This window comes from Desulfoluna spongiiphila (genome assembly GCF_900101345.1).
In the GTDB taxonomy this organism is placed as follows: Bacteria; Desulfobacterota; Desulfobacteria; order Desulfobacterales; family Desulfolunaceae; genus Desulfoluna; species Desulfoluna spongiiphila.
Window position 1 is genome coordinate 1 of sequence record NZ_FMUX01000005.1, and the last position, 14700, is coordinate 14700.

The window sequence follows — 14700 nt, forward strand, 5'->3', positions numbered from 1 at the left end:
AAGCGAGTACAACCGAGGAGCCGGATGAGGGAAAACTTCACGTCCGGATCTGTGTGGGGGGTATTGGGCAACCGGTATTCCTACCACGACTAAGACAAGGAAAGATATAGTGAGTAGACCATCTATTCCTGCGGAATTAAAACGTGCCATTTTGGTAGAGGCTGGTCACCGATGTGCAATACCGAGATGTGGACAAACTGAAATTGATATTCATCATATAGTACCTTGGGAGACATGCAAAAAGCATGAGTATGATAATTTAATCGCCTTATGCCCAGTTTGTCATAGGCGTGCACACAAAGGTGAGATTGATAGAAAGTCGTTACAACAATATAAATTTAAATTATCACAAGATTCACTTAAATTTGATCCAAACCAGTTTAGCGAGAAAATAATAGAAATTAAACGATGTATTTCAGAAGTCAATGAGGCACCTCCAGGTTATGACTTTAACTTCGAATTTCCAGATTTTAACGAGCCATCTGAACGTATTGCATCGAAAAATATAGAAGCATGGGGTAATGAGCTACTTGTCTCAATGCGTCAAGAGCATTTGAACCATATCGAAGAAAATAAGAAAGATTATATTTTATCTTCTTTAATAAGTTGGCTTAGAGGTAAATACGAAATTATCCGTCGTGATCCCGGTCTTATAAGTATAAAATATACAATTATTCGATATGTTACCGGCGCAGCTCACAGAGGGCAGAGCACGCGCGTACAAAACTTTCTGTTAAACCCTTTTACTCCAGTAACGTTAGACAATTTGATAATTCAAGGCAAATTGGTTAATTTATCGGATTTGGTAAGAGAAAAATTACTTTTAGACTCCGAAAAAGATGAAAGTTGTGTAAAAAGTGGTACACAACCAAATAATGAAAATTTTCAATACTTCAACTTACATAACTGGGGTGTAGTGTTTACGTTTCCAGAATATCAAATTGACTGTTATGCTGCTGGTGAACAGAATATTTTTGTTGGATATGATGAATTAGATGGAATTTTCACTCCAGAAATACTTAGTGCGGTTAAACAAAATATCTTATAACAATAAAATTGAGAGGGACTTTTTAAAGCTGCACTCGTTCCTCGCTTCACTTTAAAAAGTCCCTCATTTAGGCGTTAGAGGAATAGTCGTGAGAACAAGTTTACTCGAATCATTAAAAAAATATTGTCCACGTGAAGGAAAAGATTCTTTAGAAAATTTTATAACGGAGGCTTTTGCATGGCTATTGCAAAATTTTCCTGACTTTTCGGAATACTTTCTTGAAGTTCTAAAATCTTATCCTAATATGAAACTCGATAGTTTTGACCCAACGAATTGCGAATGGATAACACAATATAACTTTGAGGGTCTTTTTCCTGATATGGTATGCCTTTCAGGCGACAACGCAATCGTATTTGAGCATAAAGCTTGGAGTAACCTTCATGAACACCAATTAAAAAATTATGTTAATTATTCAGAAAATCATTTCAAAACCCATAAAATGGTTCTCATTACAGCCTCGCAGTACCAACATGAACAAGATCCAGACTTAGCTTTATGTTGGCATGATATTCACGATATTATTACGCGTTGGATTAACCGACAAAATGACAATTTACCCTTTATTTTTAAAGATTTCTTAGATCTACTAAATAGTGAGGGGATGGGGCCTCCTGCACCAATAAGTCATGAATCTATCAAGTACTATTATTCTTCAGTAAACTTGAAAAACGAAATTTCCAACTTAGTAAGAAATGTAGAATCAAGAAAATGGTCTTCGAATATCAAAAATGGTTATTCCCTTTTTATCGAAGAGAGAAAAGGTTCTGTTTACGGTGAAGCATGGGGAAGGATTGGACTAAACTTATTGGACAAATGGAGACCGGGTATTTTTGTGGGAATCTTAGTAGATGGGAATGACCATCATACAGATCCTATAAACCTAAACAAAGGACCTGACTTTTGTTTAATTATAAGTTTTCACAATGACTTACATAACCTTTACAGAACAAACGCATCATACATTGAGCTAATCAACAATTTATCCAAGAAAATTTCCAAATCAAATGAGGGTTGGCAGTTTTATGACCATTTATCCGATTCTAACCAAAAGTCTAAAAATAAATGGCATCCCATACACATACGAAAGCCAATGTTAGATGTTTTTTGGGGAACTTCCACAATAGAAGATCAATCTGAAAAGTTTTATCAAGAAGCAATTAAATTAATCAATCTCGTCACTGAGGAACCGAGTTTTTGGAAATTGAGAGAAGAATACAAATAATCCTCTAACAAGGCTATTTCAGCCGACGCAAAAAGCCGCGCGGCTGAATAGCAACGTTAAGCCCCTTTAAGGTATCGAAAAAAATGCGAGTATTACCCATTACTGCAACAGATACAGAGATAAAAAATTTGGTAGTTGAATGGAATGAACTTCTCTCAACAGAAAACTATGAGGAGGCACTTTCCATGTTTCCTTTTTCTGTTGAAGAGAATGAATGGTCACCAGAACTTTTAGAAAAATGCATCAATGGTTATGGGGTAATCGACGGAGATAAAGAGACCCTTGAATTCATGCTTGACGAATACGAAGTAACAGAGTTCAAAATTTCATCTCTGATAGGAAGAGATGATCGAGATATAATTAGCAATGATAGCATTGATGTAGATCGTGAAAATTTATACGGATTAGACCCAGATGAATATTTGGGAATGGTTCATTTTAATGATGTTCCATTGAGTGGTTATCTTAGTGATCTAACCGCAAGATTCCACATCAAAAGAATTAACGACCTGCAAATCACACTGGAATTTTTAGATATTCACGTTATGTAAAGGCTTAACAAAACGCTGCAAGGGACGCCAAAAAGCTGCGCTCGTTCCTCGCTCCACTTTTTGACGCCCCTGAGCGCAGCGTTATAACAAAGGTACATCATGAAGATTACACTCAAAAACAGTCTTATCTTGTTGTCGATTATCTTCTTGATTTCTTGCCAAAAACCAAAGAATCCACAAGAAATAATTGGCTTCAATATTCCAAGCAGTGGGTGGAATACAATCATTTATATAAATGATGATCCAATCCAAAGAACAAACGGGGATTCCATATTTTCAACATTTTCCACTTGGCTTGTTAGTGGTGAAAACAAGATAAGTTATCACGCTACAAAATCACAGGGTACCAACTTACTTCCAAGAAATTTTGATATTATATTTATCAAACAATTGTTAACAGGTAAGCAGGTTAAATCAGAACAGGTATATGGTTTTTCAGCTGACCATATAGCCGAGTTTTATACAGATAGATTTACCTTAAATTCAAACAACGCAAATGAAAATGCTCTTAAGCAAGCTGAATCGATCAAAGAATTCTCAGACACTGATAAAAACCAAATATATATTCTGATTGAAAAGTACTGTGCCCTCCTTAGAACAAAGCAAACTAATCAAGCTTTCGAATTCGGAGAGCCCCTTGACCCCAAATACAAAAACATAAAAATAAAGAAACTTGCATTAAAACAATTAAATGAGATTCTTAGTGTTGATAATTATATTGTAAAGCTATCAACTATTGATCAGTTAGAGTTTGTGGTAGGTAAAAGTGTTGTTCTTGTCTTTTTAAAAAATCCAGGTCCTATTTATTCAAGAGAATCTATTGTTTTTGCAGGTAAAAACCCAGAAAGCGTCAACAAAACAAACAATTGGAATCATGGTATATTCCTTGATAATGCCCATTTCATCAAAATTAATGGTAGCTGGGTTATGTTAAGAGTTTAAGGTTATAACAAATAAATTGTGTCGGACCGCCTTCCGCTGCGCTCCAGGTACCCTCGCTACGCTCGTGTGTCATGAACGAGAGACTGCGGTCTCTCCTGCTGTACTAACGATGAGGGTAGGCCCCTCGGACTCGATCACCAGAGATCGGGGCCAAACCGCCCTATGCGGCTTTCATTAAGAGTGATGGTCGTGAGCGATAGGGAAAAGGCAGAAAGAAACCTGTCAGGTGTGTTCTGAAGAGATGAATGCAAATGAACCACTGATGAGGTGTCGATATGAGTACAAACGCTGTCAAAACCGGGGACCGAGCGTATTTCCGGGATGAGCTTCGACGTGATCTGGAAAACGGGCGAAGTGGCAGCCGGCATTCAGGTGGCATGAATTCAGAACAGGCGTTGATACGGAACATGAGAACCTGTCGTCCTGATGTTAAGGGAGAACCGGTGTGGTATCAGCATCGTAAGAGTACCAATGCAGGGCACAGGGGGCGGACTGCCTCGTAGTAGTGTTGAAGCTTCTGTAATGGAGGTGGAGCGAAGGTGGCAGCCTGTCCAGTTGAGAAACGGAGGTCAATCAGGAAATGGGAGGAACCTTCGGATCAAGACAAAACCGTTTTACATTTCTAAGCAAGTCGTCTTTGAAGCATATCAACTAAAAGGGGACAGGCTCTTTATGAAAGATATCGCGAAGCATTTTGTGACATAGTATGCTGTATCGATATCATGGTTAAATGGCCGGTGATGAACCTGTCCCCAATCGATCATCGATCATCCATAGCGATAGCGGGCACGTTCTATTCGATCACTTCGATCCTGACGTTGATCACACCGGAAGCGGTGTTACCGATATTACTGAATGCCGATCGGGACAAATCAATGATGCGCCCTTTAACAAAGGGGCCTCTGTCATTGACTTTGACGATAACGCTTTTGCCGTTTTTAGTGTTTGTCACTTTGACCTTTGAGCCAAATGGAATCTTTTTATGGGCGGCTGTCTTGGATAACTGATTGAACCGTTCGCCACTTGCTGTTTTTCTGAATTGGTACTTCATGGCGTAAAAAGACGCTTTGCCTCGTTCGGTATAGCCAATCCATTTCGAAGGGCTTTTCTTGGGAAGGCTCGTGCAACCTACGGTGAAAGCCACTATCATACAAAAAAATAATTTATTACGTACTGCCAAAAAAACTCTCCTTCCAGGCTGTTTCTTTTATATAACCAATAATATCAAGGGCCGTGATTGATGTGGGGTATAACGAAAGTTCCCTTATTTATCACATTGACCAATCCTCTACCATGAAAAGGTGTGTGTGCTCTGTCAATCGCTGATCCGGCTGGTCTTTCGCCTGGTAATGTCGAAAAAGACCGAGATGGGCAGCCTCTGTGTGATCGATTGCGCATGAAAAGCCTGTTGCTTGGATCATTGTGATGAACGTCTGAAACGTTTACTTCAACATCAGTCTGGAGGGGTGGTCCTGGAAACGGGGTTATTCGCCAGGCTCGTTATATTACTTAAATTTTATCATTATCCCCCAAATGGGTGATGCTTTATTCCCGTCGCTTGAATTATAATCTTCCCTGTCAAAATCAATCTGAAAAACTAAGCGGAGGATCACGTATGGATTATTTTCACATGACTGCACCCTGTGGCCTTGATTGCTTTAATTGCCATTTCTATTTGGCCCTTGAAAATAAGGAAGCAAGAGCTGCTGTCGAAAAAATGTCCGAAGACTATAATGTGCCTGTTGACATAATGCTGTGCAAAGGATGCCGAAATCACAATGGTAAGATACCACTGCAAAAGCATATCTTCGGTGACTCGCATCGTTGTGCTGCTTATGAATGCTCTAAGAACAAGGGCTTTGATTTATGCGGAGATTGCAACGAATTTCCATGCGACAACTTACACCCTTATGCTGACAGGGCTGCTGAGCTGCCGCATAATATGAAAGTTTTCAATTTGTGTTTAATAAATAAGATGGGGCTGGAACATTGGGCAAAGTCAAAGGCATCTGTGGTTCGCGAAACCTACTTTACCAAACCTTGGACACTATCTGATTAATAATATCATCTCAGGTGAGATAACGCGCCATTGTGGCGGAGTAGATGTCGCTTGACAGGTGAGGGCCACGCTATGCCTCAGGTCATACAAGGAGATATTGTTATGGATCATAGTGACTTGAAGGAATCATATAAGAAGACATTTAATGCTGTTTCTGATGGATATGGACATTCAGCCATGCGGTTTTTTTCTGAGGCTCCCAAGAAAATCCCCTCATTTTTAAATTTGAGGGGAGATGAGCATGTCATTGATGTGGCCACAGGAACTGGCTATATGGCACTTGCTATTGCCAAAGATTTGCCGGATGGACACGTGACGGGTATCGATTTTTCACAGGGTATGCTCACACAGGCCATGAAACACAAAAATGAACTTGGAATACAAAATGTTGTCTTTGTTGAAATGGATATGCAGGCTATATCTTACAAAGATAATCATTTCGATGTTGCAGTAAGCGGCTTTAGTCTTTTTTTCGTCGAGGATATGGAAAAACAACTAATCCATATAGCCAGCAAAGTAAAAGCTGGAGGCACAGTCCTCATCACAACATTTTCCAATCATGCCTTTACTCCTCTTTCCGATCTGTTTTTCAATCGAATTATAAATTATGGAATTGAAGTGCCAACCATGACGTGGAAACGAGTTGCTACGAAAAAACAATGCACCTCTCTTTTTGAAGAAGCCGGATTGCAGGATATAAAATGTCAGCAGATAGAGTGTGGTTACTATTTAAGGGATCCCTCGGACTGGTGGTACATAATATGGAATGGAGGGTTTCGCGGATTGGTAAATCAACTTTCCAAAAATGATTTCACAAAATTCAAAAAAGAGCATTTGGCTGAAATAAAAGAGCTTGCATCAGAGAAAGGCATCTGGTTTGAAATGGGTGTGTTATATACAATGGGCGTCAAACAGTATAACAACTCAACTTAGTGGAAGAGGGACAGGTCGTTTTGATGATAGATTTGAACCGGGCTCTGTTCATGGTTTTTCGTATCCATATCATATCTGACGATATTACTGAAAAGGTTGTCCTGTTATGGCCGTTCTGACCGAAAGAAAGGGAAGGGTACTCACCGTAATTATTGATAGACCCGAAGTCAAAAATGCTGTTGATGGCCCAACCGCTACAGCTCTTGCGGATGTATTTCGTGAATTCGAACATGATGATTCCTGCTCCGTTGCTGTATTGTGTGGCGCAGGCGATACGTTTTGTGCCGGTGGGGATTTATCCACAAGCAAGGATGAGAGCCGAAGGCACCGTTTCGAGCCGGATGGCGATGCCCCTCTGGGACCCAGCAGGATGGTTCTTTCGAAACCGGTTATTGCTGCAGTTTCGGGTTATGCTGTTGCTGGTGGCTTGGAGCTGGCATTGTGGTGTGATATGCGGGTGGTGGAAGAGACGGCTGTGTTTGGCGTTTTTTGCAGGCGCTTTGGCGTTCCTCTGATAGATGGGGGGACTGTAAGGCTACCTCGGCTGATCGGGATGAGCCATGCCATGGATTTGATCTTGACTGGCCGACCCGTTGAGGCTGTTGAAGCAAAACAGATGGGGCTGGCCAACAGAATCGTGCCCCATGGTACATCCCGCGAAGCGGCAGAAGCCTTGGCGGATCAGATAGCACATTTCCCTCAGACATGTATGTTGAATGACCGCATGAGTGCCTATGAACAATGGGATAAAACCTTTGAGGAGGCCATGAAAAACGAATTTCAACGTGGCATGACTCCTATCAATAGCGGGGAGACACTTCAAGGTGCTACGATGTTCACTAAAGGCGTTGGAAAGCATGGGGCGTTTGAATAGTCCTGTTGGGATCCGAGAATCAGGAGTAACAGGATGCAACATGCAGTATTTTTGACCGTTTGTTATTCGGGGTTACTGTTGCCAATTAATCAAGGATATAAAAAGTTGTCGTCATATGAAAGAGATTGAACTCATTCGAGATACGATAAAACGGTTTGGGGAGAGAAAAGAATACCCGAAAAAAGCACGGCTTTTAAACGAGGGCGATGTGTCTGAATATGCGTTTTTCATTGAACGAGGCTGCATTAGATCTTGGTTTAATGATGACGGCAATGACATTACAGTCCAGTTTTTTTTTGACGGCGGTTTTATCTCTTCTTTTGAAAGTTTAAGGCTTTGCAAACCCAGCCTGTTCAATATCGAGACCATAGAACCCTCCATTTTGCATGCGGTGCATAAAGATGCACTATTTTCGGCGCTGAACGATTCTCCAGACTTGAAGGAGGCGGTCAATGAGCTTATCTATCATCGGTTTTACCACTATCAGAGGTTGTTTTTATCAAGAATAAAGAACAGCCCGAAGCGCCGCTATGAAGAGTTAATAAGGGAAAATCCTGAAATTTTCAGACGTGTGCCACATCATTACATTGCGTCTTACCTGGGGATAACCCCTGTCTCTTTGAGTCGGATTCGAAACAAAGATCGGCATTAACAATTGTTAATGCAGCCTGTTTGCTGTGTATGCCATTATTCGGCTCTCGGTAACCACATAAACAGCAAAACAGGATGCATGATGAAACAAGAATTCAGAATCGGGTTTATCGGTCTTGGGAAAATGGGTTCAGCAATATGTGCCCATATCCTAAAGGAAAAGTATCAGGTAAGCGTCTACAATCGCACATGCGCAAAGGCAGAGCCCTTTGTAAGAAAAGGGGCCGCAGTTGTAGGTTCCCCCCGTGAAGCTGCTGAAAAATCGGATATAGTCCTGACAAGCCTTATGGACGATGCTTCGGTTTTTGAGATGTGCGCAGGCGACGATGGTGCTATCGCCGGCCTTAAGCCCGGTGGTATTCATATTGGGTTGACAACCATTCTGCCGTCCACAGCAAACAAGCTTCGGGATCTTCATAAAGAAAACCACACCCATTATCTTGCAGCACCGGTGCTTGGAAGACCTGATGCCGCTGCCGCGGGATCACTTATCAGCATCTTGGGGGGGGATTCTGGCTCTATTGAAACTGTTCGCCCCATTGTCGACTGCTATTCGAAAAAAATCATCCCCATTCACGGAGCACCAGGTCGAGCCAATGCATTAAAAGTGTGCGTCAATTATTTTGCTATGACGCAAATGGTTATGTTTGGTGAAGTCTTTGCCTTTACAGAAAAAAGTGATCTTCATAAAGAGATTATTTTTGGGTTTGCCCAAATGATTTTGGTGAGTCCGGCCCGATGATTGAGTATGTCGAAAAAATCAAAAACAGAACCTTTGATGATGCCGGATTCGCGCTTACTGGCGGTTTGAAGGATTCGCTGCTGTTTGAAAAGGCCTTTGCAGATGTTGGCATAAGAGCCGGTGTGGCTTCACTTGCAAAAGAAAGCCTGATGGCAGCTGCAATGAACGGCTTAGGCGATAAGGACTGGAGTGCATTGACGGAAATGATTCGCTTGTCGGCGGGTTTGGATAGTCAGGCTGAAATGAAAAAGTCCGCCCTGTAAAAAAGAAAAGAAAAAAGGAAAAAAGGGGACAGGCTCTTTAGGGGCTTTGGTATCGCCCGGGCTGTTCGATTTCGGCGCGGAGGTTTCCTCGACGCGGCTCAGGACATACCATGCGTTCCGGTACAATGCCTGGGCGTATAAGATGCGAGGGCAAATCGAAGGTGTCTTTACCCGGATATTTCAGGATTCAACTTATTATTCCATTCGCCCACGCTGCATCCGGGTGCGCAGCCCATCAATCGCTCATATCAAGAGCCTGTCCCTTATCTTTTTATCCTCTTGAATATGGGCGCACTCGTCTCGTAAAATATCCGGGTTAAGGGAATAGGAGGGGGGTATTCTCTGAAGCGCTTTACAGAGACCTGACCGTACAAGTTGCTGTAAGTGTCGGCTGTCCACCCAGGGGCTTCCTCAGCACCCATGGTAAAATGTGCCCATTTTATTCCTTAATAGATGATTTTATCTTTGTCCTATCTGTCCTCCCTTTTTTAACTCGGTTGATCCTACTTTCTCCCCCCAAAAAACATGAGCCATTTCGTGGAATGTTTGAGAAGAGAGCGTTAAGGCCTTTTTATGTGTTGAGTCCGCAAAAAAGAGCCTTGCCCTATCTGAGTTTTCTGTTCTGCCGGCAGTGCGCCTATAAAAATGATTTGACATCTAACTATCAGTCGTCTAATTAAACTCTCCGTGATGTTGCACATGTACTGAAGGCAATGTCTGCACACCATATTAAAGACCTGCTTTCATGTTTTTGTTTTTGAATACCGCTTTGTTGGAGGACTTGGTTAAAGCACACCACAGATTGATTGCAGCTGTATCTTTTCACGAGCACCACCATTTGGCGACGCCCGTAACTCCAATGCCGCCCACCGATTTCGAAAGGCCCGAACACCCTTTCGGAAGGTAAATCTCCAAACCAAACAGGAAGGGTATTGGCAATGCCCTTCCTGTTTCAATTTGCCGGGATGGTCACAGTGCTTTTTTCGTGGCATTACGATAACTATACTCTGCCTGGTAAGGCGGCCAAACCCATACGAGGAATTTTAATCATGTCTGTTTCACCCATGGAGATCTCCTTTTGCGGCCTTTACTTTCCCCCCCTCCTTCCCATTGTTACCGGTGGTCTTGCAGGGGCGATGGTAACGCATCGTGTCCTTGAGGCATGTAACCTCATGCGCCGCTTTTGCCATCCGATGCTTGTCGTAACGGCCATGGCAGCAGGATACAGCGCCCTGTTGACCCTTATCACCACAACCCCGTAAGGAAAGAGCATGAAGTTCCATAAAAACAGCGCACATCGGTTGCTCGCCACAGGTGGACTAATTCTGGTAGCAGGACTGCTCATGCTGACGGCTTACCGCCGATATGAGCTTCGTCCATGGACCCGGCATGGCCTCGTCGAAGCGGATATTGTGGCCCTGGCCCCTCAGGTTCATGGCAAGATTTCTGAAGTAAAGGTCACAGACAACGTAGAGGTCCGCAATGGAGATGTGCTTTTTCGCATTGACGCAAGGCCTTACATCCTGGCACGGGACAGCGCAAAATCTGCTCTTCGGAAGGCCCGACAAGAGGCGGCAACCCTGAGGGCAACGGTGGACATCGCCACGGCTCGCGTTAAATCGGCCGAAGCAGCCTATGTGAATACCAAACGTAACAAAGAGCGGTTCATATTCCTTTTGGAGCATAATAGCATCAGCCAGAAGAGCCTGGATGATGCTGTGAGGGCCTTTGACGAATCTGCCTCTGCACTTGACGCTTCACGGGCCGCACTGAAGGAAGCAAAAATGCGCCTTGGTGCCACAGGGGAGGACAACGTGCTTATCGAAAGCGCACGCCTTCGCCTTGAGCAGGCGGAGCTGAACCTCTCGTACACAGAAGTGTGCTCTCCGGTGAACGGGCATGTTGTCAACGTAAGGATCAGCCCCGGAGATTATGCCGTGGCAGGCCAACCTGTGATGGCGGTTGTGGATGACCGGAGTATTCATGTGATGGCAGCGTTTAAGGAGACCCAGCTGAAATCCATTGAGATAGGGAGCCCTGCCACGGTGTCCCTCATGACCATGCCCGACACCCCCCTGACGGGTCAGGTTAAAAGCATTGGCTGTGCCATTTCTCCCAGTGAGTTTTCTGCCTCAGGTGGGCTCGTTCCAAGCCTTCCGGCTGTATTTGACTGGGTCCGCCTGGCCCAGAGGGTGCCGGTGGAGATAACTTTTTCATCAGCAATCAAGGGTCTGAGGGTCATTCCCGGAACTACGGCATCGGTCGCCATCCGCACCGGATCCTGACACATCGCAAGGAGAGTAACATGCATATGCATATAAGACAGGCGGGGTATGCGTTGCGTATGGGGCTTGCTGTGGCGGGGGCTCTGTATGCTTCGCTGTGGCTTAGACTGGACAATCCCTATTGGGCACTCACAACAATTCTCGTAGTTGAGGGGATGAATTATGGTGCCGTTTCAGACAAACTCTTTAAACGCCTCATTGGAAATATCGCGGGAACACTAGCCGGGCTTCTTCTCGTCGGTCTTCTCTCCCAGGCAGGCCTGGTCTACGCCCTGGCCTGCGGTTCACTGGCCATGTTCGGAACCTACGCCATGCTGGAAACACGGCATCCTCAGTTCTGGCGTTGGGCTGTTGTGGCCGCCGGGCTTGTGACCCTGACCCGAGTTGACACACCAATTATAGCGTTTTATCTGGGCATGGACCGTGTCTGCGGTGTGTCCATCGGTCTTGTGGCCGTGGTTATCTCCCATCAGGCGATTTTTCCCAGATATGCAGGCGAGGATTATCGGGACAACGTCATTCGTCTCATTGAAAAACTCTCCGAATTGTCCAGCCTACGAGCCAATCAGGCAATCCAGGATAGCATTGCCCCTTTGCTTCAACCTGGAGATTTTTCCGGCTCCATTGCTCTGCTGCGGGATGAACTGCGCCACGCCTGCCGTGACACGGAGGCATTCCGAAAAAAACGTATGGGGCATGAACGCGTTCTATCTATTTTGGACGATCTGGCCACTCACCTTACTCTGATCTGCACCGAACCGCCCTCAGCCTCATTTGACTTGAAGTCCCGAAGCCTTTCTGCATGCTATCTTCGCACTCTGGCAAACAGGCTGAACACTCTTCGTACGGCACTGCCTCATATGGGCGAGCCACCATGTCCGTTTCATGGTGACAACGATCCCGGGCCTTTGCCATCTACCGCATTCCAGGGCCCCTGGTGCGAATTAATTCCTTTGGCCCATGAGTGTCTGAACCGCCTTGAATATGAAGCCAGGCAATGTCCCTTTACTGAGGCTGCTTGCACGCAGACGGCACCCCAACCAAGAAGGGAGAATCCTTACGGAGGTCCCTTTCACAGCGCATTAAAAGCACTTCTTGCCGGAGCAGCAACAACCCTTGGTATGATTCTCTGGCGGTGTACGGGCTGGCCCGGAGGCTCCGGGATCCCCCTTCTTGGCACCCTTCAGATCATTTTCTGCACAGCAGGACCCGCACTGACATTGCCGTTTGTTGTTGTCATTCAGTTTGTTGCAATCGTTTTGAGTGCGTTGCTTCTTTTTTTCGTCCTCCCGGCCATCCACAGTACCGAGTTCTTTTTTATTGTGATCGCATCGATTTTTACGTTCTGGGGATGGGTCATGCACGCACCCAACCCCCGCATTCGGGGCTTAGGGATGCTGGTGGGGGTGCTTATGAACAGCTGCGTCTACAGCTATTCAGCGAGTATGGCTTCATTTGCCGTCGTCACAAGCTATGCCTGGTGTATGGTTGGAGGCACTTTGGTCTCCGGGCCTCTCATCGCGCTTTTTTACCCCTCGTCCCCCAAGCGTCGGTTCCACCGGTACGCATCCTGTTGCCTTGAACAGATCAGGCTGGCCCTTTCTACGTCATCATCGAAAGAAGCCCTTGAAAGCCTTGATACAGCTCGGCAACATGCCCGGCTCATGATGGCATGGGCCGGGCCCGCCAGCCGTGGGATGTGCCCCACCAAAGCAAACCATGCCGCCATGGCGGCGCTGGCTGCGGATAGCCTTTCAAGGTGCCTGGTCCATGGATTGGCTCTTGGGAAGGGGGATCACAAACGCAACGGAATTATGGGCGGTCCCTCTAATCAGGCCTCAACAGAACTGCGCCGGATTTATCGTGGTCATGCAGACCAGCTTGCCATGGGGCGTATGCAGCCATAAGTACCTTGGCCTGACTCGTCGTATACCTTTGCCAGAGATCAGCAAGGCGACCCGGACATCTTTCGTTGACACCGGTTGTTAAGATTTTTACATATAGGCACCTCAAGGCAAAGCTTCAATAAACTGTAACAGGCGGACGGTAACATGAAAAAAGAAGAGATGCTTCAAGCACAACTCTCTTATGTACGTGAACATCAAGATATTGATGAATCCCTCTTTGAGAGGACAATGAACTGGTTTCTGGAAGTGGAGCGACTCCACGAGATGCTGAAGCTGCTGACGGAGACCATCAGCGGCCAGCCAAAGGGTCGTTTCGATATGCTCAGGGGGCTTTTTCTTCACCACGAAGGCATCATGAGACCCGCTGAGCTTGCCATTGTGGCCGACATGACCCGGGCATCCTCTTCCCACAATCTCGACATTTTGGAACGGGACAACCTTATCCACCGAAAAACCGACCCCAACGACCGACGCTCAGCCATGGTCAGTCTGACGCCAAAAGGGCACAAGCTCATGTCCGAAATCCTGCCCAGTTACCTGAAAGCCATTGAAGCCGTTGCTCAAACCACCTCGTCTCCCTTAACCGACGCTTCGGTTCTAAGAATCAAAGGCTACAACGCCCACATTGAGTCCCTGGTCCAGTCCATTAAGGATTCCCAAAATAAATAGTCACATCGGGCTTTCGCCTTACCGGGAACATGTGATCTTAGATATGAATCAGATATAGCCCGGATATTTCACGAGTCGCGCGCACCCATATTCAATGTACCAGAGCCGTAGACGTAGTGATTTACCTCAACGTTCTGGCAACGCAGGAGATGGGTATACTCGACTCGCGCGAGGGGTGAGAAACTCGATCAGAAAACGGTGAATTACAATTTGCAGTTTTGAAGCATGGCGATTTTTTCTCCATAACCAGGCGTAATGACATTTATCTTTTTTAAGATCCTCGTTTTCTTATGAAATGAACGGGATAGGCTCTTTTTTGAGTATTCACTCAGGATATGAAGAGCCTGTCCCTTTTATTTTTTCCTTTGATAAATCTGATTTCCTGTGAGTTCAATTCTCGGTTGATAGTTCAGAGGGGTAATAGAAAGAGACAACATAGACTTGACCTCTCTTTCTCCTTGTGAAATGCTTCTCTTTCGCAAAGAAGAAAAATAGCTAGCATGAAGTCAAATCTTTTAGCGTGCACCCCAGTTGAGGCCCAGGTTTTGATATCC

At 45.0% G+C, this 14700-nt stretch carries 15 protein-coding genes; 14 read left to right on the top strand and 1 reads right to left on the bottom strand.

The annotated features are described in order from the left end of the window. Positions 1-109 precede the first annotated feature (109 nt). The 4 genes from BLQ12_RS27755 to BLQ12_RS08310 all read left to right on the top strand — a co-directional run bounded on the left by BLQ12_RS27755 (position 110) and on the right by BLQ12_RS08310 (position 3763). Positions 110-1048, top strand: a complete 939-nt coding sequence (locus BLQ12_RS27755; RefSeq protein ID WP_139163911.1) for an HNH endonuclease — start codon at positions 110-112, stop codon at positions 1046-1048. 88 nt (positions 1049-1136) lie between these two features. Beyond that, complete coding sequence (locus tag BLQ12_RS08300; protein ID WP_175469587.1) at positions 1137-2270, top strand: PD-(D/E)XK nuclease family protein; 1134 nt, start codon at positions 1137-1139, stop codon at positions 2268-2270. A gap of 83 nt (positions 2271-2353) precedes the next feature. Next, positions 2354-2821, top strand: a complete 468-nt coding sequence (locus tag BLQ12_RS08305; RefSeq protein WP_092210146.1) for a hypothetical protein — start codon at positions 2354-2356, stop codon at positions 2819-2821. A gap of 99 nt (positions 2822-2920) precedes the next feature. Next, positions 2921-3763 carry a hypothetical protein gene (locus BLQ12_RS08310; protein WP_092210149.1) on the top strand — a complete coding sequence of 281 codons (843 nt, stop codon included), beginning with the start codon at positions 2921-2923 and terminating at the stop codon, positions 3761-3763. 793 nt (positions 3764-4556) lie between these two features. Here BLQ12_RS08310 and BLQ12_RS08320 read toward each other — a convergent pair. Then, positions 4557-4943 carry a septal ring lytic transglycosylase RlpA family protein gene (locus tag BLQ12_RS08320; RefSeq protein ID WP_226859990.1) on the bottom strand — a complete coding sequence of 129 codons (387 nt, stop codon included), beginning with the start codon at positions 4941-4943 and terminating at the stop codon, positions 4557-4559. 435 nt (positions 4944-5378) lie between these two features. On the opposite strand from BLQ12_RS08320, the gene BLQ12_RS08325 reads away from it, so the two are divergent. The 10 genes from BLQ12_RS08325 (at position 5379) to BLQ12_RS08370 (ending at position 14146) form a co-directional block, all read left to right on the top strand. After that, entirely contained in the window at positions 5379-5822 is a 444-nt protein-coding gene (locus BLQ12_RS08325; RefSeq protein ID WP_092210154.1) for a DUF3795 domain-containing protein, read from the top strand. A gap of 102 nt (positions 5823-5924) precedes the next feature. Beyond that, positions 5925-6755, top strand: a complete 831-nt coding sequence (locus tag BLQ12_RS08330) for a class I SAM-dependent methyltransferase (protein ID WP_092210156.1) — start codon at positions 5925-5927, stop codon at positions 6753-6755. A gap of 106 nt (positions 6756-6861) precedes the next feature. Further along, positions 6862-7629 carry a crotonase/enoyl-CoA hydratase family protein gene (locus BLQ12_RS08335; protein ID WP_092210158.1) on the top strand — a complete coding sequence of 256 codons (768 nt, stop codon included), beginning with the start codon at positions 6862-6864 and terminating at the stop codon, positions 7627-7629. Positions 7630-7744: 115 nt separating this feature from the next. After that, a complete protein-coding gene (locus BLQ12_RS08340) occupies positions 7745-8281 on the top strand; it encodes a Crp/Fnr family transcriptional regulator (protein ID WP_092210160.1) in 537 nt (178 codons plus the stop codon). A gap of 78 nt (positions 8282-8359) precedes the next feature. Beyond that, on the top strand, positions 8360-9022 hold the full coding sequence (locus BLQ12_RS08345; protein WP_175469588.1) for an NAD(P)-dependent oxidoreductase: 663 nt from the start codon (positions 8360-8362) through the stop codon (positions 9020-9022). Next, a complete protein-coding gene (locus tag BLQ12_RS08350; RefSeq protein ID WP_092210164.1) occupies positions 9019-9285 on the top strand; it encodes an NAD(P)-binding domain-containing protein in 267 nt (88 codons plus the stop codon). Before BLQ12_RS08345 ends, BLQ12_RS08350 begins: the two co-directional genes overlap by 4 nt. Before the next feature lie 1049 nt (positions 9286-10334). Then, positions 10335-10547: a DUF1656 domain-containing protein gene (locus tag BLQ12_RS08355; protein ID WP_152004414.1), complete on the top strand. Its 213-nt coding sequence runs from the start codon at positions 10335-10337 to the stop codon at positions 10545-10547. A gap of 81 nt (positions 10548-10628) precedes the next feature. Further along, positions 10629-11570 (top strand): HlyD family secretion protein, encoded by a 942-nt coding sequence (locus tag BLQ12_RS08360; protein WP_175469589.1) that lies wholly within the window; start codon positions 10629-10631, stop codon positions 11568-11570. A gap of 20 nt (positions 11571-11590) precedes the next feature. Continuing rightward, the gene (locus BLQ12_RS08365) at positions 11591-13477 is read left to right on the top strand and encodes an FUSC family protein (protein WP_092210171.1); all 1887 of its coding nucleotides are present in this window, start codon (positions 11591-11593) and stop codon (positions 13475-13477) included. 228 nt (positions 13478-13705) lie between these two features. Then, positions 13706-14146: a MarR family winged helix-turn-helix transcriptional regulator gene (locus tag BLQ12_RS08370; protein ID WP_175469590.1), complete on the top strand. Its 441-nt coding sequence runs from the start codon at positions 13706-13708 to the stop codon at positions 14144-14146. Positions 14147-14700: the final 554 nt, after the last annotated feature.

Excerpts from the sequence above, each read along its gene's own strand:
- BLQ12_RS08305 (WP_092210146.1), top strand. The coding sequence starts at position 2,354 with ATGCGAGTATTACCCATTACTGCAACAGATACAGAGATAAAAAATTTG.
- BLQ12_RS08310 (WP_092210149.1), top strand. The coding sequence starts at position 2,921 with ATGAAGATTACACTCAAAAACAGTCTTATCTTGTTGTCGATTATCTTC.
- BLQ12_RS08325 (WP_092210154.1), top strand. The coding sequence starts at position 5,379 with ATGGATTATTTTCACATGACTGCACCCTGTGGCCTTGATTGCTTTAAT.
- BLQ12_RS08330 (WP_092210156.1), top strand. The coding sequence starts at position 5,925 with ATGGATCATAGTGACTTGAAGGAATCATATAAGAAGACATTTAATGCT.
- BLQ12_RS08335 (WP_092210158.1), top strand. The coding sequence starts at position 6,862 with ATGGCCGTTCTGACCGAAAGAAAGGGAAGGGTACTCACCGTAATTATT.
- BLQ12_RS08340 (WP_092210160.1), top strand. The coding sequence starts at position 7,745 with ATGAAAGAGATTGAACTCATTCGAGATACGATAAAACGGTTTGGGGAG.
- BLQ12_RS08345 (WP_175469588.1), top strand. The coding sequence starts at position 8,360 with ATGATGAAACAAGAATTCAGAATCGGGTTTATCGGTCTTGGGAAAATG.
- BLQ12_RS08350 (WP_092210164.1), top strand. The coding sequence starts at position 9,019 with ATGATTGAGTATGTCGAAAAAATCAAAAACAGAACCTTTGATGATGCC.
- BLQ12_RS08355 (WP_152004414.1), top strand. The coding sequence starts at position 10,335 with ATGTCTGTTTCACCCATGGAGATCTCCTTTTGCGGCCTTTACTTTCCC.
- BLQ12_RS08360 (WP_175469589.1), top strand. The coding sequence starts at position 10,629 with ATGCTGACGGCTTACCGCCGATATGAGCTTCGTCCATGGACCCGGCAT.
- BLQ12_RS08365 (WP_092210171.1), top strand. The coding sequence starts at position 11,591 with ATGCATATGCATATAAGACAGGCGGGGTATGCGTTGCGTATGGGGCTT.
- BLQ12_RS08370 (WP_175469590.1), top strand. The coding sequence starts at position 13,706 with ATGAACTGGTTTCTGGAAGTGGAGCGACTCCACGAGATGCTGAAGCTG.